This window comes from Rothia sp. SCPM-O-B-18226 (M350) (genome assembly GCF_058213595.1).
This window is the reverse complement of sequence record NZ_JBYQJS010000001.1, coordinates 889,892-914,370: the sequence shown is the minus strand read 5'-3', so window position 1 is coordinate 914,370 and position 24,479 is coordinate 889,892. Positions and strand designations below refer to the sequence as shown.

At 67.1% G+C, this 24,479-nt stretch carries 18 protein-coding genes; 3 read left to right on the top strand and 15 right to left on the bottom strand.

Annotated elements, in window-relative coordinates:
- Positions 1–77 precede the first annotated feature (77 nt).
- The 4 genes from lgt to AC3E6W_RS03795 all read right to left on the bottom strand — a co-directional run bounded on the left by lgt (position 78) and on the right by AC3E6W_RS03795 (position 6,993).
- Positions 78–1,097, bottom strand: a complete 1,020-nt coding sequence (lgt, locus tag AC3E6W_RS03810) for a prolipoprotein diacylglyceryl transferase (RefSeq protein ID WP_490652359.1) — start codon at positions 1,095–1,097, stop codon at positions 78–80.
- Positions 1,097–1,951, bottom strand: coding sequence for a tryptophan synthase subunit alpha (trpA, locus tag AC3E6W_RS03805; protein WP_490652358.1), 855 nt, complete (start codon positions 1,949–1,951; stop codon positions 1,097–1,099). The genes lgt and trpA overlap by 1 nt, the downstream gene beginning before the upstream one ends.
- On the bottom strand, positions 1,951–3,285 hold the full coding sequence (gene trpB, locus AC3E6W_RS03800) for a tryptophan synthase subunit beta (RefSeq protein ID WP_490652357.1): 1,335 nt from the start codon (positions 3,283–3,285) through the stop codon (positions 1,951–1,953). Before trpB ends, trpA begins: the two co-directional genes overlap by 1 nt.
- A gap of 276 nt (positions 3,286–3,561) precedes the next feature.
- Positions 3,562–6,993, bottom strand: a complete 3,432-nt coding sequence (locus AC3E6W_RS03795) for a chromosome segregation SMC family protein (protein WP_490652403.1) — start codon at positions 6,991–6,993, stop codon at positions 3,562–3,564.
- Positions 6,994–7,369: 376 nt separating this feature from the next.
- On the opposite strand from AC3E6W_RS03795, the gene AC3E6W_RS03790 reads away from it, so the two are divergent.
- From AC3E6W_RS03790 to AC3E6W_RS03780, 3 genes are all read left to right on the top strand, one after another.
- A complete protein-coding gene (locus AC3E6W_RS03790; protein ID WP_490652356.1) occupies positions 7,370–8,425 on the top strand; it encodes a 3-oxoacyl-ACP synthase III in 1,056 nt (351 codons plus the stop codon).
- A gap of 104 nt (positions 8,426–8,529) precedes the next feature.
- Positions 8,530–11,547 carry an alpha/beta fold hydrolase gene (locus AC3E6W_RS03785; RefSeq protein WP_490652355.1) on the top strand — a complete coding sequence of 1,006 codons (3,018 nt, stop codon included), beginning with the start codon at positions 8,530–8,532 and terminating at the stop codon, positions 11,545–11,547.
- A 32-nt stretch (positions 11,548–11,579) separates the two neighbouring features.
- Complete coding sequence (locus tag AC3E6W_RS03780) at positions 11,580–12,806, top strand: NAD-dependent epimerase/dehydratase family protein (protein WP_490652402.1); 1,227 nt, start codon at positions 11,580–11,582, stop codon at positions 12,804–12,806.
- A gap of 35 nt (positions 12,807–12,841) precedes the next feature.
- Here AC3E6W_RS03780 and AC3E6W_RS03775 read toward each other — a convergent pair whose 3' ends face one another.
- The 11 genes from AC3E6W_RS03775 to AC3E6W_RS03725 all read right to left on the bottom strand — a co-directional run bounded on the left by AC3E6W_RS03775 (position 12,842) and on the right by AC3E6W_RS03725 (position 24,350).
- Positions 12,842–13,411 (bottom strand): hypothetical protein, encoded by a 570-nt coding sequence (locus tag AC3E6W_RS03775; protein ID WP_490652354.1) that lies wholly within the window; start codon positions 13,409–13,411, stop codon positions 12,842–12,844.
- Between the two features lie 11 nt (positions 13,412–13,422).
- Entirely contained in the window at positions 13,423–14,019 is a 597-nt protein-coding gene (locus AC3E6W_RS03770; RefSeq protein WP_313967553.1) for a Panacea domain-containing protein, read from the bottom strand.
- A gap of 168 nt (positions 14,020–14,187) precedes the next feature.
- Positions 14,188–15,246: a bifunctional DNA-formamidopyrimidine glycosylase/DNA-(apurinic or apyrimidinic site) lyase gene (gene mutM / locus AC3E6W_RS03765; protein ID WP_490652353.1), complete on the bottom strand. Its 1,059-nt coding sequence runs from the start codon at positions 15,244–15,246 to the stop codon at positions 14,188–14,190.
- Between the two features lie 90 nt (positions 15,247–15,336).
- Positions 15,337–16,026 (bottom strand): ribonuclease III, encoded by a 690-nt coding sequence (gene rnc, locus AC3E6W_RS03760; protein ID WP_070483950.1) that lies wholly within the window; start codon positions 16,024–16,026, stop codon positions 15,337–15,339.
- Between the two features lie 16 nt (positions 16,027–16,042).
- The gene (gene rpmF, locus AC3E6W_RS03755) at positions 16,043–16,246 is read right to left on the bottom strand and encodes a 50S ribosomal protein L32 (protein WP_005505656.1); all 204 of its coding nucleotides are present in this window, start codon (positions 16,244–16,246) and stop codon (positions 16,043–16,045) included.
- Between the two features lie 30 nt (positions 16,247–16,276).
- Complete coding sequence (locus AC3E6W_RS03750) at positions 16,277–16,867, bottom strand: YceD family protein (RefSeq protein WP_490652352.1); 591 nt, start codon at positions 16,865–16,867, stop codon at positions 16,277–16,279.
- Between the two features lie 229 nt (positions 16,868–17,096).
- Complete coding sequence (gene coaD, locus AC3E6W_RS03745) at positions 17,097–17,573, bottom strand: pantetheine-phosphate adenylyltransferase (RefSeq protein WP_490647905.1); 477 nt, start codon at positions 17,571–17,573, stop codon at positions 17,097–17,099.
- Positions 17,570–18,226, bottom strand: a complete 657-nt coding sequence (rsmD, locus tag AC3E6W_RS03740) for a 16S rRNA (guanine(966)-N(2))-methyltransferase RsmD (RefSeq protein WP_490652351.1) — start codon at positions 18,224–18,226, stop codon at positions 17,570–17,572. Before rsmD ends, coaD begins: the two co-directional genes overlap by 4 nt.
- A gap of 119 nt (positions 18,227–18,345) precedes the next feature.
- Entirely contained in the window at positions 18,346–21,570 is a 3,225-nt protein-coding gene (locus AC3E6W_RS03735; RefSeq protein WP_490652350.1) for an ATP-dependent DNA helicase RecG, read from the bottom strand.
- Entirely contained in the window at positions 21,567–22,985 is a 1,419-nt protein-coding gene (locus AC3E6W_RS03730) for a DAK2 domain-containing protein (protein WP_490652349.1), read from the bottom strand. The genes AC3E6W_RS03735 and AC3E6W_RS03730 overlap by 4 nt, the downstream gene beginning before the upstream one ends.
- A 225-nt stretch (positions 22,986–23,210) precedes the next feature.
- Positions 23,211–24,350, bottom strand: coding sequence for a thiamine-phosphate kinase (locus AC3E6W_RS03725; RefSeq protein ID WP_490652348.1), 1,140 nt, complete (start codon positions 24,348–24,350; stop codon positions 23,211–23,213).
- Between the last annotated feature and the right edge of the window lie 129 nt (positions 24,351–24,479).

Sequence of the window (24,479 nt, the reverse complement as noted above, 5' to 3'; positions counted from 1 at the left end):
TGAAAGACAGAAAACCGCCGGACGGGGTGCTCCCCCATCCGGCGGTTTTCAGCATGAATTATCGGTTACCGAGAGCATCAGCTGGACGCGGTGTCCTCCGACTTCCCGGCCTTTTCGGCCTTTTCGGCGGCCTCCGACTTCCCCTCGGAATCGTCGGAGTCTTCGGCGCTCGCAGAGTCCTCGGCATCATCGGCCTTCTTCTCAGAACGCTTCGGAGCAACCTCCACGGGGCCGGGCTCAACACCCGCGGCGGCCTTCGCCGCCGCGCGACGACCGGCCACCACAAAGCCCGCGGCACCCAGTAGCACCAGCAGCAGGGCCGTCCACACGTGAATACGTACGCCCCAGAGCATCTCCGAAGTGTCGATGCGCAGGAACATCTCGATGAAGAGGCGACCCACGCCGTAGTAGAACACGTACAGCCACAGGGTCTGACCCAGCTTCAGCACGCCCTTACGGCTCAGCCACAGCAACAACGCCACGCCCAACAGGTTCCACAGCGACTCGTACAGGAACGTCGGGTGGAACAGCGTGCCCGCCGGATACTGCGAGGGGAAATTACCGCTCGAGGTGCTAATCTCCAGACCCCACGGCAGGGTCGTCGGCTTGCCGAACAGCTCCTGGTTGAACCAGTTGCCCCAACGGCCAAAGGCCTGGGCCAGCAGGATGCCGGGGGCCACCGCATCCGCGAAGGACGCGAAGTTCATGCCGTAGCGGCGGCAACCGTACCAGGCGCCCAGCGCGCCCACCGACACGGCACCCATGATGCCGATGCCGCCCTCCCAAATCTTCAGAAAGGCCCACGGATCGGCGACATGCGGGCCGAAGTAGCTGCCCGGGTCGGTAATCAGCACGTGGTAGGCGCGGGCACCCACGATGCCGGCCGGGATGGCCCACATCGCCACGTCAAAGACGCGTTCGCCTGTGCCGCCCATCGCCTTCCAGCGGCGGGCGCCCAGCCACAGGCACACCGCCATACCGGTCAGAATGCACAGAGCGTAGAAATGCACACGAAACGGGCCCAGCTGCAGGTACGAGACGCTCGGGGAAGGAATCGACAGCGCCGGCAGGGCCACCGCCGAAAGCAGGGCCGACATTAAGCCTCACGCCCCGCCAGCTCGCGGGTCAGGCGGGCTACCGCATCCACGCCGCCGGAGGCCAGGGCCTTCACCAGCGCGGTACCGACGATCACACCGTCCGCGTAGGCGCCAATCTCCTCCACGTGAGCGCGGGTCGAAACGCCCAGGCCCACACACGCGCGCTTCGCGCCGGCGGCCTTGATATCCGCCACCAGGGTGCGGGCCGCCTCCGACACGGAGGCGCGGGCACCGGTCACACCCATGACCGACACCGCGTACACGAAGCCGCTCGAGGCCTTCGCCACGGTTGCCAGACGCTCCGGCGAGGAGGACAGTGCGGCCAGGAAAATACGATCCAGACCGTACTCGTTCGACGCCTCAAACCATGCCGACGCCTCATCGGGCACCAGGTCGGGGGTAATCATGCCCGCGCCACCGGCGGCCGCCAGGTTACGCGCAAAATTCTTCACGCCGTACGCCAGAACCGGGTTCCAATAGGTCATCACCACGACCACCGCGTCGGTGGCCTCGGTAATGCGGCGGACCGCCTCAAAGAGCTGGGAAAGCTTGAAGCCGTTCTCCAGGGCCTGGCCGGTCGCCTTCTGAATCACCGGACCGTCCATCACCGGGTCGGAGTAGGGAACGCCCAGCTCGATGATGTCGGCGCCGTTGTTGCCCAGGGCAATCGCCGCGTCAATGGACTCCTCCAGGGTGGGGAAACCCACCGGCAGGTAGCCAATCAGGGCCGCACGGCCCTCGGCCTCGCACTGCGCGAGACGAGTGGCCAGGGGCGAATCGGAGTTAGCGGGAGGGAAGGTACCGTCCACCACCTCGTAGGGGGCGGCGTGGGGAATGAAGTCCTGGTAGCTCATTACTTAGCCTCGCTCTCGGTCTGGGCGTTCTTTTCAACGGAGGCGGCGGCCTCCTTGTTACCGGTCATCAGGGTCGAGGACGGGATGGCCTTACCCAGGCCGAACCACTTCTGAGCGGTCTCCATGTCCTTATCGCCGCGGCCCGACAGGCACACAATCATGGTCTTCTCGCGGGCGGCCTCCGGGTCCTCGGCGGCCCAGCGCTGGCACACGCGCAGTGCGCCGGCCAGGGCGTGCGAAGACTCAATCGCCGGGATGATGCCCTCGGTGCGGCAGAGCAGGCTCAGCGCATCCATGGCCTCGGTGTCAGTCACCGGCTCGTAGGTCACGCGGCCAATATCGGAGAGGTACGAGTGCTCCGGGCCCACACCCGGGTAGTCCAGGCCAGCCGAAATCGAGTGGGACTCGATGGTCTGGCCGTCCTCGTCCTGCATCAGGTAGGTCATCGCGCCGTGCAGCATGCCCGGGCGGCCCAGGGTGATGGTCGCCGCGTGACGGCCGGTCTCCACGCCGTCGCCGCCGGCCTCAAAGCCGTAAATCTCGACCGAAGGGTCGTCCAGGAACGCGTGGAACAGGCCAATCGCGTTCGAACCGCCGCCCACGCAGGCGGCCAGGCCGTCGGGCAGGCGACCGGTTAGCTGCTGAATCTGCTCGCGCGCCTCCGTGCCGATGGCGTCGTGGAAGAAACGCACCATCGCCGGGAACGGGTGCGCACCGGCGGCGGTACCCAGCAGGTAGTGGGTGTTCTCGACGTTCGCAACCCAATCGCGCAGCGCCTCGTTAATGGCGTCCTTCAGGGTGCGGGAGCCGTTCTGCACCGCAATCACCTTCGCGCCCAGCAGCTGCATGCGGGCAACGTTCAGGGCCTGGCGCTCGGTGTCTTCCTCACCCATGTACACCACGCACTCCATGCCGAACAGGGCTGCGGCGGTCGCGGTGGCCACGCCGTGCTGGCCGGCACCGGTCTCAGCAATCAGGCGGGTCTTACCCATGCGCTTGGCCAGCAGAGCCTGGCCCAGCACGTTGTTGATCTTGTGGCTACCGGTGTGGTTCAGGTCCTCGCGCTTGAGGAAGACGCGGGCACCGGCGTGCTCCGAGAACTTCGGAACCTCGGTCAGCAGCGACGGACGGTTCGAGTACTCAGCAGAAAGGCGCTTGAACTCGGCCAGGAACTCGGGATCGTTCTTCGCCTCGTTAAAGGTGGTTTCCAGCTCATCCATGGCGGCAATCAGCGACTCGGGCATCCACCGCCCGCCGTACTCACCAAAATAGGGGCCGGGGGCGTTCTTCAACGACTTACCGTTGAGGAAAGCATCTGCCAGGTTTTCGCTCATCACTATTCCTTCCCTGGATGGTTGATGCCGGATGCGCGAATCTCGCGGGTCCGCGGGGGCGGGGGCGGCGCATCGGGCCTGAACGGGGCGAGCCCGGCTGGCGTGTACGGGTTTTCCCGCGCCGTTTTAAGAAATGCGCGGAAAAAATCCGAAATGCTTAAAGAAAGCGTGCCGGCGGGTGTTCACCCATAGTTTTCAATAGTACCCCGGGCGCGCCTGCCCGAATGTCGCCGAGGGGCGTGATAAGGCCCCAAGCGGGTCCATTCCGAAGGAAACCTAGAGCAATTCGCGCAGCTCTTCCATATCCTGAGACAGCACGGCGGAGACACCCTCGCGCATCGACACCCCGTACAGGGTCTGCGCCATCTGCATCGTGCGCTTCTGGTGCGTCACCACAATCAGCTGGGAGCGCTCCCCCAGCTCGCCCAGCACCTGCAGCAGGCGCGAGAGGTTGCGGTCGTCCAGGGCGGCCTCCACCTCGTCAAGGGCGTAGAAGGGCGAGGGGCGCGACATATAAATCGCAATCAGCAGGGCCAGCGAGGCCAGCGAGCGCTCGCCGCCCGAAAGCAGGGAGAGTCGCTTGACCTTCTTGCCGGCCGGGCGAGCGTGAATCTCCACGCCGGCGTTCAGCGGGTCGGCGGGGTCGTCGAGCTCCAGGTGGCCCTCGCCACCGGGGAAGAGCGTCGCGAAGATGCGGCGGTAGTGCGTGTTAATATCCTCCAGCGCGGCGGTGAAGACCTCAGCGATGTGGGAGCTCACCTCGTCCATGACCGTGTTGAGGTCGCGGCGAGTCGCCTTCAGGTCGTCAATCTGCTGGTTCAGGTAGGCGTGGCGCTCAGAGAGGGCCTCGTACTCCTCCAGGGCCAGCGGGTTGATGGCGCCCAGGGCGGTGAGCTCGGCGCGGGTCGCCTCCAGGCGGGCGCGCACAACGGCGGTGGGGATCTCGCGTTCGGAGGGCTCGTCCTCGGGGTTTTCCGCACCGTCGGCATTTTCTACATTCTTTGCGGCGCTTTCGGTATTTTCGGTCGCTTCCTTTTCTGCGGTATTTTCGGGCGCCCCCGCGAAGCTTTCGATATTTTCGGAGATGTCCACGGGCAGCTGCTCGGAGTAGTCCTCCCCCAGCTGTTCCAGGCTCACGCCCGTCTGCAGGCGCACCCGCTCGGCCAGGGCCTGCAGGCGCTCCTGCACGCGGGCCGCCTCGGTCTGGGTGCGGGCCAGCAGGGTCAGGGCCGCGGCGTGGCTCGACTGCAGGTCGCGCACCTCCTCATCGGCGGCGAGGGCGCTCTCGCGGGTCTTCTCCAGCTCGGCGCTCAGCTCGCGCAGCTGCCCCTCGCGCTCGGTCACCTCGGTGGAGAGCACCTCGAGCAGTCGGCGGGCACGGCGCTCCACCGTGGCGGCGGGGGCTTGCTCCCCCGTGCCGGCCAGGTACTCGTCCTCGCGGGTACGGGCGGCGCGGTAGGCGGACTCCGCCTCGCTCACGGCACGTTCGGCGGCGGCCAGGCGCTCGACGTGGCGGGCGCGCTCGTTCTGAACGTTCAGCGCGGAGTCCTTCAGGGACTCGGCCTCCGCGCGGGCGCGGGCGTGCTCGGCGGCGGCCACGCCGGCGGCCTTGGCGGCCACGCGTTCGTCCTCGACCGCGGATTCCGATGCGGCGCGGGCACGGGCCACGGCGGCCTCGGCATCGTCCAGGGAGGTGCGGGTGAGGGCCACTGCGCGCTCGGCCTCGCGGTGGGCCGCGGCCAGCTCCAGGGCGCTCACGCCCTCGGCCGGGTAGAGCAGGCTGTAGCGGGTGTACTCGACTCCGCGCGCGTCAAAGACGCGCCAGAAAACGTCCCGGCCGGCGGTTTCTCCCTCGGGGGTCGAGGTGTCACTCTCGGAGCTTTCGAGGTTTTCGGAGTCGTTGGAGTCTTCGGGGGTTTCGGGGTACTCGGCGGTCAGCAGGCGCAGGGCGGCCTCGGCTGCCTCGGGGCTCGGGGCGAAGAGGGTCCCGGCCAGGCGCTCACGCAGGGCGGCGACCACAACCCGCAGGGTCTCCCCGTCGATGCCGCTCAGCGCGGCGGCCTCCTCGCTCAGGGGCTCGACAACCTCGAGGGCCGCGCGCACGCCCAGCTCAGCCAGGCGTTCCGCGTGAGGCTCAGGAAGCGAAGCGGCGGGGACTCGCTCGTGCGAGGGGGCCTCCCCGCGCAGGTGGGAACGGCCGGGGGCAGCGGAGGACTCGGTGAGTGCGGCCGTGGCCAGGGCGCTCAGGGCGCAGGCCGCCGCGCGAGCGTACTCGGGGTCAATCTGCACGGCGTTGAGCACGCGCAGGGCACCCGCGGCGGGCGCCCCGGAATCGGCCGGTTCGGCGTGCTCCAGCAGCTCGCCGGTTTCGGGATTGAACTCGTCCTCGCCCGGAGCGACAACATTCGACGCGGCATCCCCGGCAGGGTCCTCACCCAGGCTCTGCCCCAGCGCCTCACGCAGGGTCGCGGCACGCTCGGAGGCCGCCGCGTAGGCGCGGGTCGCCTCCACTGCCTCGGCGCGGGCCGCATCCAGCTGGGCCTGCGCGCGGGCCCGGCGGTGCGCTGCCTCCCCGGTGCTCCGTTCGCAACCCTCCACGGCCTCGGCGGCACGCTCCACCCGGGCGAGGGCCTCCGCGTAGCGCTCCTCAAAGCCGGCGTACTGCTCGGTGGCGCGCTCGGACTCCTCGCGGCGCTCCTCCAGCGCCTCCAGGGCGCGCTCGTATCCGGCGCGGGCGGCGGCGGTCGCCTCCGTCAGCTCCACGCGGTAGGTGCGCACGCGCTCGGCCGCGATGGACTGCACCGAGCGGGTGCGCGCCGCAGACTCGCGCAGGGAAGACACCGCGGCCTGGGCTGCCGTCACCTCTGCGGTGAGCCGAAGCTGCCCCTCGCGGTGTGCCTCGGCCGCCTCGCGGGCCGCCTGCAGTTGTTCGCTCAGGCCCTCGGCGCGGCGGGTGCCCTGCGCCTCGGCGGTGGCGGCCTGTTCCTGTTCGGAGCGCAGAACACCCAGCTGACGGGCCAAAAGCACCGACTCCAGCTGGCGGATGCGCCCCTGCAGCTGCCGCGCGGTCGCGGCGGACTCGGCCTGGTCGCTCAGCGGCTGAAGCTGCGAGTCCAGCTCGCTCGCCAGGTCGCTCAGGCGCGTCAGGTTAGAGGCCACCGACTCCAGTTTGCGGCTGGTCTTCTCCTGGCGGCGGCGGTACTTCACCACTCCGGCCGCCTGCTCAATCATGTCGCGGCGTTGCTGCGATGTTGCGTGCAGGACCGCATCCAGCTGGCCCTGGCCCACGAGCACGTGCATGTCCTGACCCAGGCCGGCCTCCGACAGCAGGTCCTGGATATCGCTCAGGCGCACCGGGGAACCGTTAATCTCGTACTCGCTGCCGCCCGAACGGAACATGGTGCGCGAAATCTGCACCCGATCAGCGGGAATACTGAGGGTGCCGTCCGAATTATCGAAGGTCAGCGTCACCTTGGCGCGGCCCAGGGGCGCGCGCTGCACGCCGTCGCCCGAGCCGGCAAAGATGACGTCCTTCATGCTGCCGCCGCGCAGGCTCTTGGCGCCCTGCTCGCCCATGACCCAGGCGAGCGCATCCAGCACGTTGGATTTGCCGGAGCCGTTCGGGCCCACCACGGCGTTAATGCCGGGGGCGAACTCGAAGGTCGTGGCCGAGGCGAAAGACTTGAACCCGCGCAGGGTCAGCGACATCAGGTGCACAAGGGGCCTTTCTGCAGAAGAAGGTGCCGGAATCGGAGCGCCGCCGCGGCGAAGCCCATCGGCTCGAACCTGCAGCTCGAACCTGCAGGTCGGGCCTTTCGGGTGTGTGGGCGGCATCCCTCTAGTGTACGCGGTGCGGCGGGCGGGCGGCGTGAACGTGCACGGGGTGAAAAGGGTTCAAAGTTCCTCATTGTGCATCATCTTACGCGCGGGGTGAACGGGCGCGTTCATATTGGGTCTACGGATACGGGTTCGCCCGGTCGGTGCGGTAGATTGGAATGAGCATCACGAATTCTGCGGGGCCGCTGTTCGCATCCCCGCGTTTTTCTATGTATCCCACTGACTTCTATTTTCAAGGGCCACACCATTGTTGAATGCACCCGCCGATAAGGTCGGCACAAACTCCGACATTCGTCATTCCAACGCCGCGCTGCTCTCTATCGCCCACGAGCTACCGCCCGAGATTGTCACGAGCGACTATTTTGACGAGCAGCTGGCCGGTACCTACAAGCGTCTGAAGATGCCCAAGGGCCTGCTCGAGCGCCTTGCCGGCATTAGCACCCGCCGCGGCTGGGCCGAGGGCCAGACCTTCGAGGACGGCGTGGTCGCCGCAGCCGAGAAGGCTATCGAACAGGCGGGTATTGACCGCTCCCAGATTGGCCTGCTGATTAACGCCTCGGTGACTCGCGATAACTTCGAGCCCGCCGTTTCGGTGGGTGTGCACGACCGCCTGGACCTGCCGCGTCACGCCCTGAACTTCGATATTACGAACGCATGCCTGGGCTTCGTGAACGCGATGACCGTCGCCTCCACCATGATTGATGCGGGCGCTATCGACTACGCCCTGATTGTGGCCGGCGAGGACCCCTCCCCGTGGCACCGTACCGCGGTGCGCATCCTGAACAACCCCGATTCGACCCGCGAGGATGTGCTGGCCCAGTTCGCGACCCTGACCCTCGGTTCGGGTGCGGCGGCGGCCGTGATTGGTCGCGCTGACCGCCACCCGGAGGGCCACCGCATCATCGGTTCGGTGTCCCGCGCGGGCACCGAGCACCGCAACCTGTGCATCGGCGGCGAGGCCGATCAGGGTATGAACACCGACGCCGAGGGCCTGCTCAGGCACGGCCTGGAGCTCGTGGCGCAGGCCTGGGAGCAGGCGCACGAGGACGGCTGGGAGTGGAACGACATGACCTCCTACGTGACCCACCAGATTTCGAACGCCCACACGAACGCCATTATCGAGGCGGTCGGCATCGAGCGCGACCGTATCCCCCTGACCTTCCCGAAGTGGGGCAACGTGGCCGCCGCGGCGCTGCCGATGACCCTGGCCGAGTGCGCGCCGACCTACACGGAGGGCGACCGTATTCTGTGCATGGGCGTGGGTTCGGGCCTGAACACCGCCCTGCTCGAGATTCAGTGGTAGCGACTCACCCCCGCGGGCCCTTCAGCCCGTTCGCCGCCCCCAACCCGGCATCCCCTCACCGATTCCGCTAACCGCCGAAGCCCTCGGCCGGAAGGACCCCCAGTATGCGTCACCTGAACTTCCCCAAGACCCAGCCTCCCTACAACCCGGAGGAGTGGGCGGGCGTGGACCCGCGCTACTCCCACCGGCTGGAGGTGCCCACCACCGCCCCCATTGAGCGGCGGGCAAAGCAGGCGGACGCGCGCCGCTGGCACTACCTGGACAACCTACCGGTGCTCGCCGAACGCGGACTGGAGCCGATCGGCACGATTCTGTGCGTGCACGGCAACCCGACCTGGTCGTACCTGTGGCGCACCGTGCTGGATGCGGGCGTGAACGAGCGCACCCCGTGGCGCGTGGTGGCGGTCGACCAGATTGATATGGGCTTCTCGGAGCGCACCCACCTGGACCTGGAGGGCGAGCGCCGCAGCCTGGAGGACCGCATCGCCGACCTGGGCGACTTTACGAAGGCCCTCGGCCTGGATCAGACCGATCAGCCGGTCGTGACCCTCGCCCACGACTGGGGCGGCCTCGTTTCCTTTGGCTGGGCCCTGGAGCACCGCGACCTTCTCTCGGGCGTGCTGCTGACCAACACCGCGGTGTACCACGACGGCATTGAGAACATTCCCGCCGCCCTGCGCCTGGCGTTGGGCGTGCACGAGCTGGGCACCCGTGATTCCACCGCGTTTATTGATGTGACCCTGGGCCTGGCTCAGAACGAGGGCCGCCTGCCCGAGCCCGGAACCCCCGGCGCTGGCCCCGCGGGCGGTCCCCTGCCGCAGCCGATGGGTAAGCAGCCCAAGCGCCTGTACCCGAGCCCGCTGAACGAGGCGATTTACCGCACCTACCGCGCCCCCTACGCCCACCCGGCCTGGCGCGAGGGCGTGCGCAACTTCGTGGGCGATATTCCGACCGGCACCGACGTGCCCTCGTACGCGCCCATGCAGCGCATTGCCGAGCAGATTCGTGACCTGGACGTGCCCGCGTTCTTCCAGTGGGGCACGAAGGATCCGGTGTTCCAGCGCCGCTACCTCTTCGACCTGATGGAACGCATGCCGCAGGCGAAGGTGCACCGCTATGAGAAGGCTTCACACCTGGTGGCCGAGGATTACGATATCGCCGCGCCGATCATGTCCTGGCTCGCGCAGACCTTTGGAACCCGCGGCGAGGACGGTTCCCTGGTTCCGGCACGCAACGCTGAGGCCGAGCACCGCGCCGCTCGCGCGCGCCGCCACGGCCTGGACGCCGAAACCTCGGCGGGAGCCGCCGGCGAGGGTACCGCTGCTGAGGGCGCTGTTCCCGAGGCGTTCCGCCCCATGCTCGCGGCCCTCACCGAGCGCGCCGACGACACCTCCGTGGCCGTGGTGGACATGGACCCCAAGGGCGATGGCACCACCGTGAGCGTGACCCTCACCTGGGCCGGGCTGAACCGCCAGGTCAACGCCGCCGCGGCCCGCCTTCACGCCCTGGGCGTGCGCCCGGGCGACCGCGTGAACCTCATGGTGCCGCCCGGTGCACGCCTGACCACCCTGATTTACGCCTGCCTGAAGCTCGGCGCGGTCATCGTCGTGGCCGACACCGGCCTGGGCCTGGCGGGCCTGACCCGCGCGCTGAAGGGCGCCAACCCGAGCTTCCTGATCGGTATTCCCGCCGCGTTGACCGCCGCCCGCACCCTGCTCTGGCCGGGCAAGCGCATCTCGGTGGAGCCGCTGGGTGCCGCGCAGGAGAAGCTGCTGGGCGTTGCCGGTTCCGTGTTCGCTGCCTCCGCCGAGGGACGACTCGGCGAGCCCATCCCCACCCCGACCGTGGTGGAGTTCCCCTCCCCCGTTCCGGATGCTGACGCGGCGGTGCTGTACACCTCCGGTTCGACCGGCCCGGCCAAGGGCGTGGTGTACACGCAGCGGCAGCTGGCGGGTATGCGCGACGCCATCGCAAACACCTACGGCTTCGCGCCCGGTAGCGGCCTGGTGGCCGGTTTTGCGCCCTTTGCCCTGCTGGGCCCGGCCCTGGGCGCGACCAGCGTGACCCCGACCATGGATGTGACCCGCCCGAAGACCCTGACGGCCTCTGCCCTGGCCTCGGCTGCGGCGGCCATCGATGCTTCGGTCGTGTTCGCCTCCCCCGCCGCCCTGGTGAATGTGGTGGCGACCGCCGATGAGCTGAACGCTGAGCAGCGTGCGGCGTTGGCTAAGGTTCAGACCGTGTTGAGTGCTGGCGCGCCGATTCCCGTGCCCCTGCTGGAGGCGCTCTCCGCCCTGGTGCCGAATGCCTCCCTGCACACCCCCTACGGCATGACCGAGGGTCTGCCGGTGACCGATGTGTCCTTCGAGATGATTCGCCAGGCGATTGCCGAGGGCACCCCGAACGCCGCCGGTGAGGTGCTCGACCCGTTCGCCCGCGACGGCGTGTGCGTGGGCTTCGCGGTGTACGGCGCGGCGGTGGCTATTGCACCGCTGCTGCAGGACGGTTCGGTCGATTCGCAAATGACCCACGAGCCCGGCGTGACCGGCGAGATTCTGGTCTCGGCACCGCACGTGAAGGACCGCTACGACACTCTGTGGGTCACCGAGGAGCAGTCCATTAGCACCCCGGGTTGGCATCACACCGGTGATGTCGGTCACCTGGACGCTTCGGGCCGCCTGTGGGTTGAGGGCCGCCTCGCCCACGTGCTGCTGACCTCCCAGGGTGTGCTGACCCCGGTGGCCGCCGAGCAGTCCGCCGAGTCGCTGCCGGAGGTGCGCCGCGCCGCCCTGGTTGCGGTGGGCCCCGCCGGAACCGCCGCCCCCGTGCTGGTCATCGAGGCTTCCGCGAACACCGCCGTACTGGAGGCGCGTCAGTCGGCCTCCGCATTCAAGCGCGCCCTGCTCGACCGCGTGCCCGGCGTGGGCCGCTTCCCCATCGCGGAGGGCGTGGCCCCCTTCGAGCTCTCCCAGCTGGTGCGCCGAAAGGTCGCCGAGGATACCGGCGTGGAGGTGGCCGCCGTGCTGGTGGTGCACGAGCATCCGACCGATATTCGCCACAATTCGAAGATTGACCGCCCCGCCCTGGGCGAGTGGGCGGCAAAGGTCCTCGCCGGGGCGTAAATCCGCCGGGTCTTAACTTTCTAAGGAGCATGATGTCCCCTCATTCTTCGCGCGGGTCCTCTTCTCGCGAGACTGCGTCCCGCCTGTCGACCGCGCACACGGCGGCCTCCCCCACGGCTCGTTTCCGTAAGCAGGCGCGCCCCCTGGCCGCCCGCTACAGCGACCCCGCGCCGCGTTCCCTGCGCGCCGTCGAGGAGTCGGACTTCGCGCCGCGTATTGGCGAGCGCATCCTCTTCACAGGCGCGTCGGGCCTGCTGGGTCGTGAGAGCGTGCTGGAGCTGCTGCGCGTCGGTTACGATGTGCGCGTTCTGCAGCGCGGCGACTCGGGCATCGCGGCCCTGCTACCCGATTCGATTCGCCCCCGCTTTGAGCAGGTGCGCGGCGACATCACGAACGAAAAGGTCGTCGACGAGGCCATGACCGGCGTGGACGGCGTGGTGCACGCGGCCGCGAAGGTTTCGGTCAGCGGCGAATGGGCCGACTACGAGCGCATTAATATTGGCGGAACCCGCGTCATGCTGCAGGCTGCCGTGAACCACTCGGTGCGCACCTTCCTGTACATTTCTTCGCCCTCGGTGGCGCACGCGGGATCTTCCATCGTGGGTGACGGCGCCGGCGTGGCGTCCCCGGAGCACGCGCGCGGCAACTACGCCCGTTCCAAGGCGGTCGCCGAGCTGCTGGTTCTGGAGGCGAACGGCACGCCCCTGCCCTCGGGCGGGGTCATGCACACCGGCGCGTTGCGCCCGCACCTGATGTGGGGTCCGGGCGATACCCAGCTGGTGGAGCGTATTCTGGAGCGTTCCGCCGCGGGCCGCCTGCCGCTGCTTTCGGGCGGTACGGGCCTAATTGACACGCTCTACATTGATAACGCCGCGGATGCGCTGGTGCGCGGCTATCAGCGCCTCGACGCCTTTGCGGGCCGGGCGCTGGTGGTCACGAACGGCCAGCCGCGCACTATCTCTGAGCTACTCGGCGGTTTCTGTGAGGCGGTCGGCGTTCCCGCCCCGCGCTTCTCGGTGCCCGCGAAGGTTGCGGCCCTGGCCGGGCGCGTAATCGAGCGCGTGTGGGAGCGTCTGCCGAAGAACGTGACGGCCGGCGATGAGCCGCCCATGACGGAGTTCCTTGCCGAGCAGCTCTCGACGGCACACTGGTTTGATCAGCGCCGCACCCGCGAGCTGCTGCAGTGGGAGCCCGCCGTGTCGATTGAGGAGGGCTACGAGCGCCTGGGGGCTTTCTACGGAGACAGGTACAGCCGCTAGGCGCAGGCGATAGGTACAGCCGCGGCTAACATTGATTAACTCGGGTAGCTTTCTTTACCACTTTCTTCAACCCTGCGAAGTAGATCCAACACCGCCTCGGTGCTTATCACCATGAGTTTTGGGTACCCGCATCCATCACTTACCGTGCTGAATCCGTAGCGCCCTTCGTAGTACTTTTCGAGTTCCTCGTTCCGCACGTGTAAGCAAAGGAAGCGGCTTCCAGAGATAGCAACCACATCACGATATTTACGGAAGACCTCCAGCATGAGCAATTCCCCCATGCCTTTACCTTGACCCTCAGTACGTAGGGCGAATTTTCCTAAAAGGTGTGCGGGATGGGTCTGGCTCGGCTCAATGCCAGAGCGCAGACGCTTCCTGAGGGACCCACCTGTAATCTGGTAACCACTTAGCGTAAAGTATCCAATCACGTCCTCCGGATCATCTGCGTCCCCCATGATCCATACGACGCTCCGGTGGAGTTTCTGGTACTCCCGAGCTTTGGTTTGCAACCAGTCGCCTAATTCGGTGCCTTCTCCCGAGCTCGTGGTAGTCTCAAAAAATTCCAGGTAGTGTTCCTCGTCAAGCTTTCTAACGGAGTAGTTCATGACGCTCGTCGTTAGTTAACTCGCGCCATGAGACGCTCAAGGAAGGGGGCGTGAGCGACGACAGGAACGGCTTCCAGATGTGCCCATTCACCCTCGGTAAGACGTTCAACGAGGGGATCAGGTAGCTGGGCACGCAGGGCTTCAGGAATATCGCGCTTCAAGGCAAAGTAATCAATAATATCCGTTGCTTCCAGAGGAGCACGTCGGGAGCCCTCACGTCGGGAATCCCAAGCGTCCCGCCAAACCTGCTCCTCATGGGTCATATCGACCAGTTGCCAACGCGAAAATTTACCGTAGTACCCCCAGACGGCCTCAATAATCTGGATGTAGTAGGGATCTTCAGGCTGAGGCTCGTCCTCCAAAAGTTCCCGACCCATCTCTAAAACATCACGGTCAACATCGAGCCGACGAGCGTGAGCGGTCAGCAACTCACCTACCACGGGCCCCTTGGGCATTGCGTAGAAAGACTGCTCGAAAAGCCGTGAACCGGTCAGGTGAGCGTACCACCCGTAGGTGTAGAAGACCAGCTTCTGCAGGGTGAGCGTCGGCAGGCTCTCCTGTCCGGAGACCTTTAGAATGTCGAGTGAGACATCAAAAACAGAGCGCATGGTTTTCACATCCTTCCGGCGCTGAAGTTCAAAAATATTAGATAATCTGGGCGGTATGCTCTGCCAGCCGTCCGTTTATATTTAGCGTACACCAATTAATATTTTGGTGTATATGTACTCGTCATTTCCATGTCGTCCGTCTTAGAAAGGACTATCGGACGTGCAGGGTTAGCGAGAACGCGGCGCCCGCTGGCAGTGCGGGCAGCGGTAGGATGAGCGGTTCTGGAACGGCTCGCGCACGATCAGGGAGGTGCGGCCCGCCTCCGCGCAACGGTGGCAGGGCTCCCCCGCCCGCCCGTAGGCGTTCAGCGAGCGCTCGAAGTACCCCGACTCGCCCAGCACGTTCACGTACAGGGCGTCGAAGCTTGTGCCGCCGGCCGCCAGGGACTCGCGCAGCACCTGGGTGACCGCCTCCAGCAGTTCGCGGGTCTGCGCGGCGCTCAGGGTGCGTGCGGGCTTCGCGTAGTGCAACCGCGCACGCCACAGCGCCTCGTCGGCGTAGATATTGCCCACCCCGGAGATTACCGACTGGTCCAGCAGCACCTTCTTAATGCCGCTGGAGGTACGCAAAAACTTGCGGCGCACCGCCGCGGGGTCGAAGAACTCATCCAGCGGGTCGCGGGCAATGTGCTTGACCGCCTGCGGCACGAGAAAGTGCTCAGCTACCAGAAAATGCTCGGGCACGACGCTTTCATCAGAGGCTACTTCACCCGCAACCGCTGCGGGTACGTCCGGCACGAGCGGGCTGAGGAACATGCCGCCGAAGATGCGCTGATCCACGAAGAGCAAGCGCTGCCCGGTGCGTCCCTCCCCCTCGGAGGTTTCTTCGGGCCTGGCTTCCGCGGGCCCCAGTTCGAGCGCCACGCGCAGGTGCCGCGGCTGCTCGTCAAAGGCCGCGCGAGCCTCCGAATCATTACCCGAGTCGCTACCGGAATCATCGCCCGGCTCATCGCGCACGAGCAGCTGACCGCTCATGCCCAGATGCACCACGAGCGCCTCATCGGCGAGCGCACCGTCCGGCTCGCTCAGGGTCAGCCACAGGTACTTGCCGCGACGGTAGGCACCGCGCAACGTCCTGCCGGTGAGCGCCGCCTCGAAGTGGGCGGGACCGGGCAGGTGTCTACGTAGCGAACGTGCATCGACCACTCGCACCGCCTGCACGGGGCGGCCCAGCGAATGGTCGGCGATGCCCGCGCAAACGGTTTCTACCTCGGGTAGTTCGGGCATGATTCCCTCCAATCAGCACAGGCTCAACAGGGGCAGGCTCAGCTGAGATAACTCAACGAGAAGCCTAGACAGGGTACTTAGACGAGCACCCTACACCAGAACCCGGTAGGCCTGCTCGGCGGCCAGGCGTTCCGCTTCCTTCTTGCTCGGGCCCACGCCGGTGCCCGTCTTCTGGTTCGCCACGATTGCGACCGCGGTGTACACGCGCGCGTGGTCGGGACCCTCACCGGTGACTTCATAGCTGACATCCCCCCAGCCGCGGGCGGTGGCGAGGTTCAGCAGGTCGGTCTTCCAGTCGCGTCCAGAGTTCAGCACCTTCTCGTCGTCGAGCAGCGGCGCGATTAGCCGCAGAACCAGCTCGCGGGCTGCCTCGCGACCGCACTGCAGGTAGGTCAGGCCGAAGATTGCCTCCATCGTGTCCGCCAGGATCGAGTCCTTATCGGCGCCGCCGGTGTGAATCTCGCCCTTGCCGAGCCGAATGTACCGGCCCAGGTCCAGGTCGCGTGCCACCTTCGCCAACGCCACCGTAGACACCACCACGTGGTGCAGCTTCACGAGCTCACCCTCGGGTAGCTCGGGGTAGCGGCGGTACACCTCCTCGGCGATGGCCAGGGAGAGCACGGAGTCGCCCAGGAACTCCAGGCGTTCGTTGTGCTCCACCCCGGGGTTCTCGAAAGCGTAGGAGCGGTGGGTTAGGGATAGCAAAAACGTCTCGGCGTCGATATCGACCCCGAGACGTTTACGCAACTCCCTAGTATCAACACTAGGAAATTCAGTCATAAGGATTCACCGCTTCTTAGGCGTCTGCAACCTTACGGCCCTTGTACTCCAGGAACAGGGCGTTGCCTGCAGCGTCGGTTACAACCTTTGCCTGGTGGGGCAGGCTGTAGGTCACGCGACCGTTCTCAACGGTCTTAACCAGCTGGGGCACGGATGCCTTCCACTGGGAACGGCGTGCGCGGGTGTTAGCGCGGGACATCTTGCGCTTGGGAACAGCCACAGCTATCTCACAATCTCTAGTAACAACAATTTAGTTTTCGGTATCTGCGCCGAGCAGGCCCTGCAGGGCCGACCAGCGCGGATCCAACACCTCGTGATGATGCCCGGGGTCATCCTCCAGGCGCGCACCGCAATCGGCGCACAGACCCTGGCAGGTGTCCCTACAAACAGGCTGGAACGGCAGTTGAAGGATTACTGCGTCCCGCAGTGCCGGTTCAAGGTCGATCGAATCATCCTCAACGGCGTACTGCTCATCTACTTCGTCTTCGGGGCCGCCAGCCGGGGCCTTCTCAAAGACGAAAAGCTCTTGAATATTGGCCGACATCTCGTAATCAATCGGATCCAAGCAGAGGCTACACTCGCCGTGTACATCCACGACAACGGAGCCGGTAACTAGGATACCATCAACAACAGACTCCATACGAATATCGAGGTCAATATCCGAACCCTCTTCCACGCCGATGAGCGCGTTACCCAGGTCTGCCGGTGCGGGCACGACCTCGGTGAGGGTTTCCATGGTGCCGGGACGGTGCATCAGGTTAGTGACCGATACCACCAGCGGCGATGCGTCTGTACGTGAAATGGCGTTTCTCCTTACGAAATGTATAAACCAAAGTCCCATTTTAGGGGTGGTTCGCGCGGTTAATCAAGATTAAGGCTCTTTTAAATCCGATTAAGTGGCGCTCACCTCTTAAATATCCCCTTAAGGAGGCGCCGCGCGGCGCTTAACCGGCCGGCCGGGAGGCTGCAGAGGCGGTTAAGCGCCCGGTCGGCGGTGCGGGAGCCGTACCGATGGGCATGTCGGCGGGCGTGTCGGGCGGGTGCGCCCGCCGGTTTTGCGGGGCTCTCTACTAGGCGCTCTTCAGGGCGCGGGCCACCGCCTCCGGCACGAAGGGGGTCACGTCACCGCCCAGCGAAGCCACCTCGCGAATAATGGTCGAGGACACCGCCCCGTAGCGGTCCTCACCCGCCAGGAACACGGTCTCCACGCGCGCCAGGTGACGATTCATGCTCGCCATGGGAGCCTCGTAGCTGTAGTCCGTGGCCGAGCGCAGGCCCTTCACCAGCACCTTCGCGCCGCGTTCGGCCGCGTACTCGGCCAGCAGCACGCCCGGCGGAATCGGCTCCACGCTCACGCCCTCGATGCCGAGCTCGAGCAGGGATTCCTCCACGAGCCGCACGCGCTTCTCGAGGGAGAAGCGGTACTTCTTGGCGCTGTTATGGGCCACGCCCACGATGACTTCATCGAAGAGCTCGGCGGCCCGGGCAATGATTTCCAGGTGACCGTGGTGCACGGGGTCGAAGGATCCGGGGCACAGGGCAATCATGCGGTAACCTCCGCGGTGTCGAAGTGGTGAGGGGCAGTTTCGTCGGCAGAGTCGGCGGCGGGATCGTCTCCGTCGGCCGGCTCTTCGGGCTCAACGTAGTAGAGCACCGTCTCGCCGTGCTGGCGGGTCGAGAAGCAGTGCAGCTCGCCGCCCCACCCGGGTTCCGCATCGCGCGAGGAGCGTTCCACCACCACGACGGCACCCGGGGCGAGCTTGGGGGTCAGCGCCCGCATGAGCTCGCGCACCTGCTCGTTCGGCATGGCGTAGGGCGGGTCAACGAACACCAGGTCCCACGGTCCCGATGCGGTCTGCACGTAGCTCAGCGCCTGAGACTGCTGCACGCGAGCCACAGAACCGGAAGCTTTGCCGCCCATCGCCTTCTGCACCGCCTCGACGTTGCGACGAATCACCGCAACCGCCTTCGGGTAGGTGTCCAGCAGGGTCACGGAGGCCGCCCCACGGGAAAGCGCCTCGCATCCCAGCGCGCCGGAGCCACCAAAGGCATCCAGCACGCGGGCGTCGCGCAGCAGGTCGTAGCTCTCCAGCTTGGAGAAGAGGGATTCTTTCACCCGGTCCGTGGTGGGGCGTGTGTTGTCCCCCGGCACCGAGGCCAGGCGCACGCCTCCGGCGGCACCGGCAATAATGCGGCTCATAGGGTCTCTCCTCTGAAGTAGTTGACTAACTAGGTAACGGCGGTGTGGTGCAGTTACGGTTTGGGCGGGCACGGTTTTAGCGAACAGTGGGCAGAGTGTGCTCCCCATTCCCCGAGCACCTATCCCCTGCCGAGGAAGGCCTCGCGGTCAGCGTCCAGGGCACGGTCAATCGTGCGGGCCAGCGACGGGTGCTTAGCCAGCGTCGGGTCCTTCTCAACCACCGAGCGGGCGTCCTCTCGGGCCCTCTCGATAATGTCGGCATCGGCGAGCGCCCGCAGAAAGCGCAGGGTGCTCTTCGAGCCGGACTGCGCAGCACCCAGAATATCACCCTCGCGGCGCTGGGCCAGGTCGATGCGTGAGAGCTCAAAGCCGTCCGTGGTGGAGGCGACCGCATCCAGACGCTCGCGGGAGACACCGCCCTCCTCCTGGCGGGTGACCAGCAGGCAGGTGCCCGCGTAGCCGCCGCGGCCCACGCGGCCGCGCAGCTGGTGCAGGCCCGAGATGCCGAAGCGGTCCGCGTCCATGATGATCATGAGCGTGGCGTTCGGAACGTTCACGCCCACCTCGATGACGGTGGTGCTGATGAGCAGGTCAATTTCGCCGCGCTCGAAGGCGGTCATGACGGCGGTCTTCTCCGCTGGGTCCATGCGGCCGTGCAGGGTGCCGATGCGTACGCCGACGAGGGAATCCTCGGCGCTCAGGTAGGCGTGCATGGAGGCCACGGAGGTCAGCTGCACCTTGCCGTCACTGCTGGCCCGACCGCCCAGGCCCGGGGTTCCCGCAACGGTCGGGACGGAGGCACCGAAGAACGCGGCCCCCTCCTCCAGGCCGTCGCCGTCATCACCGATTTTGGGTACGACAACATACACCTGGTGGCCCGCGTCGATTTCTTCTCGGGCGCGCCGCCACAGGCGGGAGGCCCAGGCGGGCTTCTCCGCGAGGGGCACCACGTGGGTCGAAATCTTCTGGCGGCCGGCGGGCAGGGTGTCCAGCACGGACACGTCCAGGTCGCCGAACACCGTCATGGCGACGGTGCGCGGAATGGGCGTCGCGGTCATGACCAGCCGGTGCGGCAGGGCGCCGTCGGGGCCGCGCAGGCCGTCGCGCTGCTCCACGCCGAAGCGGTGCTGCTCGTCCACCACGACCAGGCCCAGGTCATTGAAGCGCACGTCGTCGGAGAGCAGGGCGTGCGTACCAATCACAATCTGCGCGGTGCCGTCGGCGAGCTCCTTCAGCACCTGGCGCTTGGCGCGGGTGCCCATGGAGGCGGTCAGCAGGCGCACGCGCACAGTCCCTTCGGGGATTCCTCCGGCAGAGCCGTCAGAGTCCTCGGGCGCGGCCATGTCCCCCAGGATATCCAGCACCGAACGCAGGTGCTGCTCGGCGAGCACCTCGGTCGGGGCGAGCATCGCGGACTGGCCGCCCGCATCGGCCACCTGCAGCATGGCGCGCAGTGCCACCACGGTTTTGCCGGAGCCCACATCACCCTGCAGCAGGCGGTTCATGGGCGATTCGCTCGCGAGGTCGGCGGAGATTTCCTCCCCCACCTTCCGCTGCCCCTCGGTCAGCTCGTAGGGCAGCACCTCGAGCAGGCGATCGGCCAGGCCGTCCTTGATGGGCGGCCGGGCCTGCGTGCGGTGCGCTGCTCGGGCAGAGTGCAGGCGCGCCAGGGCGCTCTGCAGCACGAAGGCCTCGCGGTAACGCATCTGCGCCTGGGCGGCACGCCACGTGTCCTCGGTGTCGGGAGTGTGCAGGGCGCGGTAGGTCCAGGCGAGGGAGGGCACCTTGCGGGCGCGACGAATCGCGTAGGGCACCGGGTCCTCGAGCTCCTTGAGCGGAACCTTCTCCAGCAGCTGCTCCATGTACCCGGCGATGCGGTCGGTGGGCAGCTTGGCGGGGGCCCGGTAGACGGGCACGGGGGCGGTGGCGGCCTCGTTCATCTCGGAGCCGGAGGCGTCCTTCGAGAGCAGGGCGTAGTGCGGGTTGGTGAGCGTGTACTCGCCGCGGTAGATGCCGACTTTACCGGAGAACATCATGGTTTCGCCCTCGCGAATTTCGCGGGCGGCGGTCCAGGCGTTGAAGAAGGAAAGCTTCATCTGCGCGCCGATGAGCGACGCGGGTGCGGGCACGCCAAAGAGGCCGCCCTGCTCGGGACGGTTCTGGGTAAAGTCGTCCTGCCCGTAGGAGTCGGCGTAGCCCGTGTAGGATGCGGGCGCGGCGAGGGAGTCGATGCGCGGGTTGTGCTGGCCGGTTGCCTGCCAGCGCAGACCCAGCCCGGATGCCCCCCGGGAGGAGGTGCCCGGGGCGGAGGCGTTGGCGCGGCCGGGGGGCACGGACACGGTCCCGATGCCGCCGAAGCCGCTCTCCTCGTGCGCGGAGGAGTCGGCGAGCCGGTCGGTGATGGTCACCTCGGTGATTTTGCCGCGGCGGGCCGCCATGGTTCGGGTGCTCACGTGCACCACGCGCGCAATGATGGTGACGTCCTGCCCCTCAACGAGTTCGGCAAAGGAGCTGAGCTCGCCGCGCGGCAGGTACTTGCGCGGGAAGTATTCGAGCATCTGGCCGACCGTGGTGATTCCCAGGTGCGTGGCGATGGCCTTGGCGCTGGGGGCGGGCAGGTACTTTTTGAGGGGCGTATTCTCGAGGCTGTCCTCGGCGGCGTAGCGCGCCAGGGCACGACTTTTGGCCTCCGCGGCAACTGATGCGGAGGTCGATTTCTCAGCCGGGGCCTTCCGTTCAACCGCAGCTTTCCGTTCAGCCGGGGCCTTCCGTTCAACCGCAGCTTTCCGTTCAGCCGGGGCCTTCCGTTCAGCCGGGGCCTTCTTCGCGGAGGCTTTCTGAGCTAGTTCTTTCTGCGCCGGTTTCTTTCGGGCGGGTGCCTTCCGTGCCGGCTTCTTCGGCGTGGGCTCCTCCGGTTGAGTCGTCTCCGGCTGAGCCGTCTGCCGGGCGGCCAGCGCGATATCCACGAGCTCGTAGAGCGCATCGTCGGTCATGGCGTGCGCGGCGGGGCCCAGCGAATGTTTGAGCGCCCTGAGCGCCTTACGGTAGGGTGCGCTGGTTCGACGCGCGGCCCGTTCGCTCAGCTCCTCGCGGCTCGCCTCGCCGCGGGCAAAGGCGGCAAGGTCGCGGACGGTCAGCTCGGCCGTGGTGCGCAGCTGTTCGTCGCTGAGGAGGGGCACCCCGCGTTCCCTCTTGTGAGGTTCGGCGAGCGCAGCGGGTTCAGCCGTCTCGGCGGGTACAACAGGATCGGTGGGTTCGACGGGCGCGACAGGCTCAGCCCCGAAAATGCCCAGGTCCAGGGCCTCCTGTTCGGGGCTGTGCTTTGGGGTGCGGCGCGGGCTCATCTGCAGCTCTCCACGTGGTGCCCGTCCGCGAGCGAGGAGATGCGCTCGTCCGACCATTCCCCGTAGGAGGTCACGAGTCGGCGGGCCGGCTCCACCTCGGGAACGTGCACGTGCACGGCCCAGAGGCCTGCGGCCATATCCAGCGGGGTGATGAGCAGGCTATCGCCCATGCCCTCCAGCTCGAGACGCAGCTGAGCCATCGCGAGGGGTTCGCAGCGCAGGGTACCCATGAGCTCCCAGCCACTCTCCCCCTCCTCTGCGGGAGTCTTCGCGCCCGGGGCGCCGGCACTCTGCGCGGGTGCCGCGGAGGCGGGGGTCAGCATACTCCGGACCTCCTCCTCGCTCAGGGTTGCGCCCTCCCACCTCGGGTTGGCGTGCACGACGGCCAGGTAAAAGCCAAGGGCGCCGGCGTCCACACTTCCGGCCAGGTGCGGTGCGGGCGGATGCTCGGCGGTGCGTTCCAGGGCCCTCAGCATGGCGGCGCGGCGGGCGCGGTTCAGAGGGGTTTCTGCGCCCTCGGCATCCTCCGCCTTGGCACCATCCGCCCTGCTAGCTCCGGGCTCGCCAGCTTCGGGTTCATCAGCGCCGTGCGCAAGTTTCTCGGGGGCGTTCTCCCCCTCGGGGTAGTACAGCCCCAGGCTGGCCAGCTCCACCATGACGGAAAGCATCGTTGAGGGCACCATCTGCTCCCCCACGCTCGCGCGCACGCGCTCGGCGGCGCAGGCCATGGCGCGGGCCTCGGCCACCGCGTAGTCAAAACCGCGGGGCGCCTCGAGGTCTCCGCTTCCCGAAGCGGCCGCGTGAGCCGCGCGCACCCGCTCCTCATCTCGGGCGAGGGCGCTCAGCAGGGGCAGTTTCTCAGCCTCCGGACCCAGCTCCTGGGCAAGGTTGCCGGGCAGACCCCAGTAGCTGCGCACGGCTTCCAAACCCCAAGCGCAGAGCAGCGTTCCGGAGTTGCCGCGGGCCATCCGCGAGGCGCTCACGATGGCGCGCTCGTAGATTCCGCCCAGGCGCACCCACAGGTGGGCCAGCCCGGGCACGTCCTCGCGGTCAGCGGGGTCTTCGAAGAGGAGTTCCTCCATGCCCCGGTCGAATTCCTCGGTGAGCGTGCGCAGAGTGTGGGCCAGGTTCGACCCGGTGTCGTGGTCGGGCACGGGAAAGCCGTTGAGCTCGTTGAGGGGTTCGCGGTAGTGGTCCACCACGGCCCGGGCGCTCGCGGACCAGGCGATACCGAATCGATAGGCTCGCATGCAGGCGCGGCGGTACACCTCGCGGGCCTCGCGCAGTGAATCATTGCGCTCGGGGCCGGTCGGCGCAGAAGCGCTATTCGACCCCTCAGAAAGGCCCCCGGGACGGGCATCACCGCGGGTTCCGGCGGGCCGGGTGCCCCGCGAGTCTTCACGTTCTGTCCTCATGCTCCCCTCCTGCGGTTCCGGTTTCTGGCGGTTCCGCGAGCCCACGCGCGCGCCAGGGCTGGCCCGCGCCACGGCTAATTGCGGTAATTCGCAGGTCGGCGGGTGGGCGTCACTTTAGCACCCACACCCCTGCTTCGTATTTCTATTCTAATAGAATTTTCGATTAAATGTACGGTATTTTCCGCGAAACCCGAGAGTCTAAGAACCCGCGGGTCCCGGCTCGCGCTAGGCCCCGTAGTGTTCCCAGCCCAGCTCGCTCAGGGGCGCGCCGTTCATGAGCACGGCACCGGCCGCGAGCGACCCGCGATGCCCCGCACCATAGTGCCCACCGGCCAGGGGATCCGCGCTGTGGGCTCGGCCCGCGCGGTCCACGCGGCACGAGCCCAGGGTCGTAAAGCCCTCGGGCACCTCCGCGGGGAAGGTCGCCAGCAAGCCGTGATCCTCTCCCCCGCCGAGCACGAAGGCCCTGGCCAGGGAGGCGGGACTCTCGGCCCCCTCGTTGTGTTCGACGATGGTCAGCAACAGACGGGCCACGGGCAACAGGGGCGCGGCAAGCGCATCCACGGCGGCCTCGTCCAGGTGAATCTGCATGCCGGATGCGCGGGCGATCCGGCCCGAATCCTTGACGAGCCCATCGGAAACGTCCAGCATGGCGTTCGCGCCCGCATCGCGCGCCGCCTCGCCCAGGGGCACCGGGCTGACCGGGCGCATCTGCGCATCAATGGCACGTTCGCAGGCCTCGAGCATTTCGGCAGCTTCGGCGCTATTCAGGGTTCCGATGAGGTCCAAAAGCCCCTCGGACAGGGGAATTTCGGGGAGCGGATCGTGGGACAGCCCGCCGTTCGCGATGCCCTTCAGCAGCACCATGGCGGGGCGGGATAGCGGGTTGAGGAGCAGCCGCAACCCGGCGTCGGCCCAGCCGGTACGCCCGGCCAGCGCGAGCGTGTCACCCGCCTGCGCGCCGGAGCGCAGCACGGGCCGGTCGGTGCGGCCCAGGGCGGTGACGGTTACCGAAATCTCGCCGGAGGCCCCCATGTCGCCCCCGGCAATTGTGCAGTCTTCAGCTCCGCAGGCGCGCACGCCGTCCACGAGTCCCCGGGCGAAGTCCTCGACCCAGCCGTAGGGGGTTTCACCCGGCAGGCTCAGGGATGCGAAGAGGCTCACGGGCCGCGCGCCCATGGCGGCGACGTCGGCCAGGTTTTGCGTGGCCGATTTGCGGCCGACCTCGTACCCGCCACTACGGGTTCCGTCGAAGCCCCCGAGCCAGGGGTCCATAAAGTCTTGGTTTTGCACGAGGGTATCGGTGGTGACCACGGTCCGCTCGGTCGAGGGGGTCAGCACGGCGCAGTCGTCTCCGGGTCCCACCTCGAGCGCTTCGGTGCGCCCCGATGCGCGGAGTGCATCGGTCACTCGTTCGTTATGCGCCTCGATAATGGGCATGAAGGCGCGCAGAACGCGGGACTCTCCCAGCTGCGCGAGAGGCGTCTCGCGCGT

Bases quoted from the DNA above. Each gene is read 5' to 3' on its own strand.
- trpB (WP_490652357.1), bottom strand. From the start codon at position 3,285: ATGAGCGAAAACCTGGCAGATGCTTTCCTCAACGGTAAGTCGTTGAAG.
- trpA (WP_490652358.1), bottom strand. From the start codon at position 1,951: ATGAGCTACCAGGACTTCATTCCCCACGCCGCCCCCTACGAGGTGGTG.
- rnc (WP_070483950.1), bottom strand. From the start codon at position 16,026: ATGACTGAATTTCCTAGTGTTGATACTAGGGAGTTGCGTAAACGTCTC.
- coaD (WP_490647905.1), bottom strand. From the start codon at position 17,573: ATGATTGCCCTGTGCCCCGGATCCTTCGACCCCGTGCACCACGGTCAC.
- AC3E6W_RS03735 (WP_490652350.1), bottom strand. From the start codon at position 21,570: ATGAGCCCGCGCCGCACCCCAAAGCACAGCCCCGAACAGGAGGCCCTG.
- AC3E6W_RS03770 (WP_313967553.1), bottom strand. From the start codon at position 14,019: ATGCGCTCTGTTTTTGATGTCTCACTCGACATTCTAAAGGTCTCCGGA.
- lgt (WP_490652359.1), bottom strand. From the start codon at position 1,097: ATGTCGGCCCTGCTTTCGGCGGTGGCCCTGCCGGCGCTGTCGATTCCT.
- rsmD (WP_490652351.1), bottom strand. From the start codon at position 18,226: ATGAGCCGCATTATTGCCGGTGCCGCCGGAGGCGTGCGCCTGGCCTCG.
- AC3E6W_RS03780 (WP_490652402.1), top strand. From the start codon at position 11,580: ATGTCCCCTCATTCTTCGCGCGGGTCCTCTTCTCGCGAGACTGCGTCC.
- AC3E6W_RS03730 (WP_490652349.1), bottom strand. From the start codon at position 22,985: ATGAGGACAGAACGTGAAGACTCGCGGGGCACCCGGCCCGCCGGAACC.
- AC3E6W_RS03795 (WP_490652403.1), bottom strand. From the start codon at position 6,993: ATGTCGCTGACCCTGCGCGGGTTCAAGTCTTTCGCCTCGGCCACGACC.
- mutM (WP_490652353.1), bottom strand. From the start codon at position 15,246: ATGCCCGAACTACCCGAGGTAGAAACCGTTTGCGCGGGCATCGCCGAC.
- AC3E6W_RS03785 (WP_490652355.1), top strand. From the start codon at position 8,530: ATGCGTCACCTGAACTTCCCCAAGACCCAGCCTCCCTACAACCCGGAG.
- AC3E6W_RS03775 (WP_490652354.1), bottom strand. From the start codon at position 13,411: ATGAACTACTCCGTTAGAAAGCTTGACGAGGAACACTACCTGGAATTT.
- AC3E6W_RS03750 (WP_490652352.1), bottom strand. From the start codon at position 16,867: ATGGGACTTTGGTTTATACATTTCGTAAGGAGAAACGCCATTTCACGT.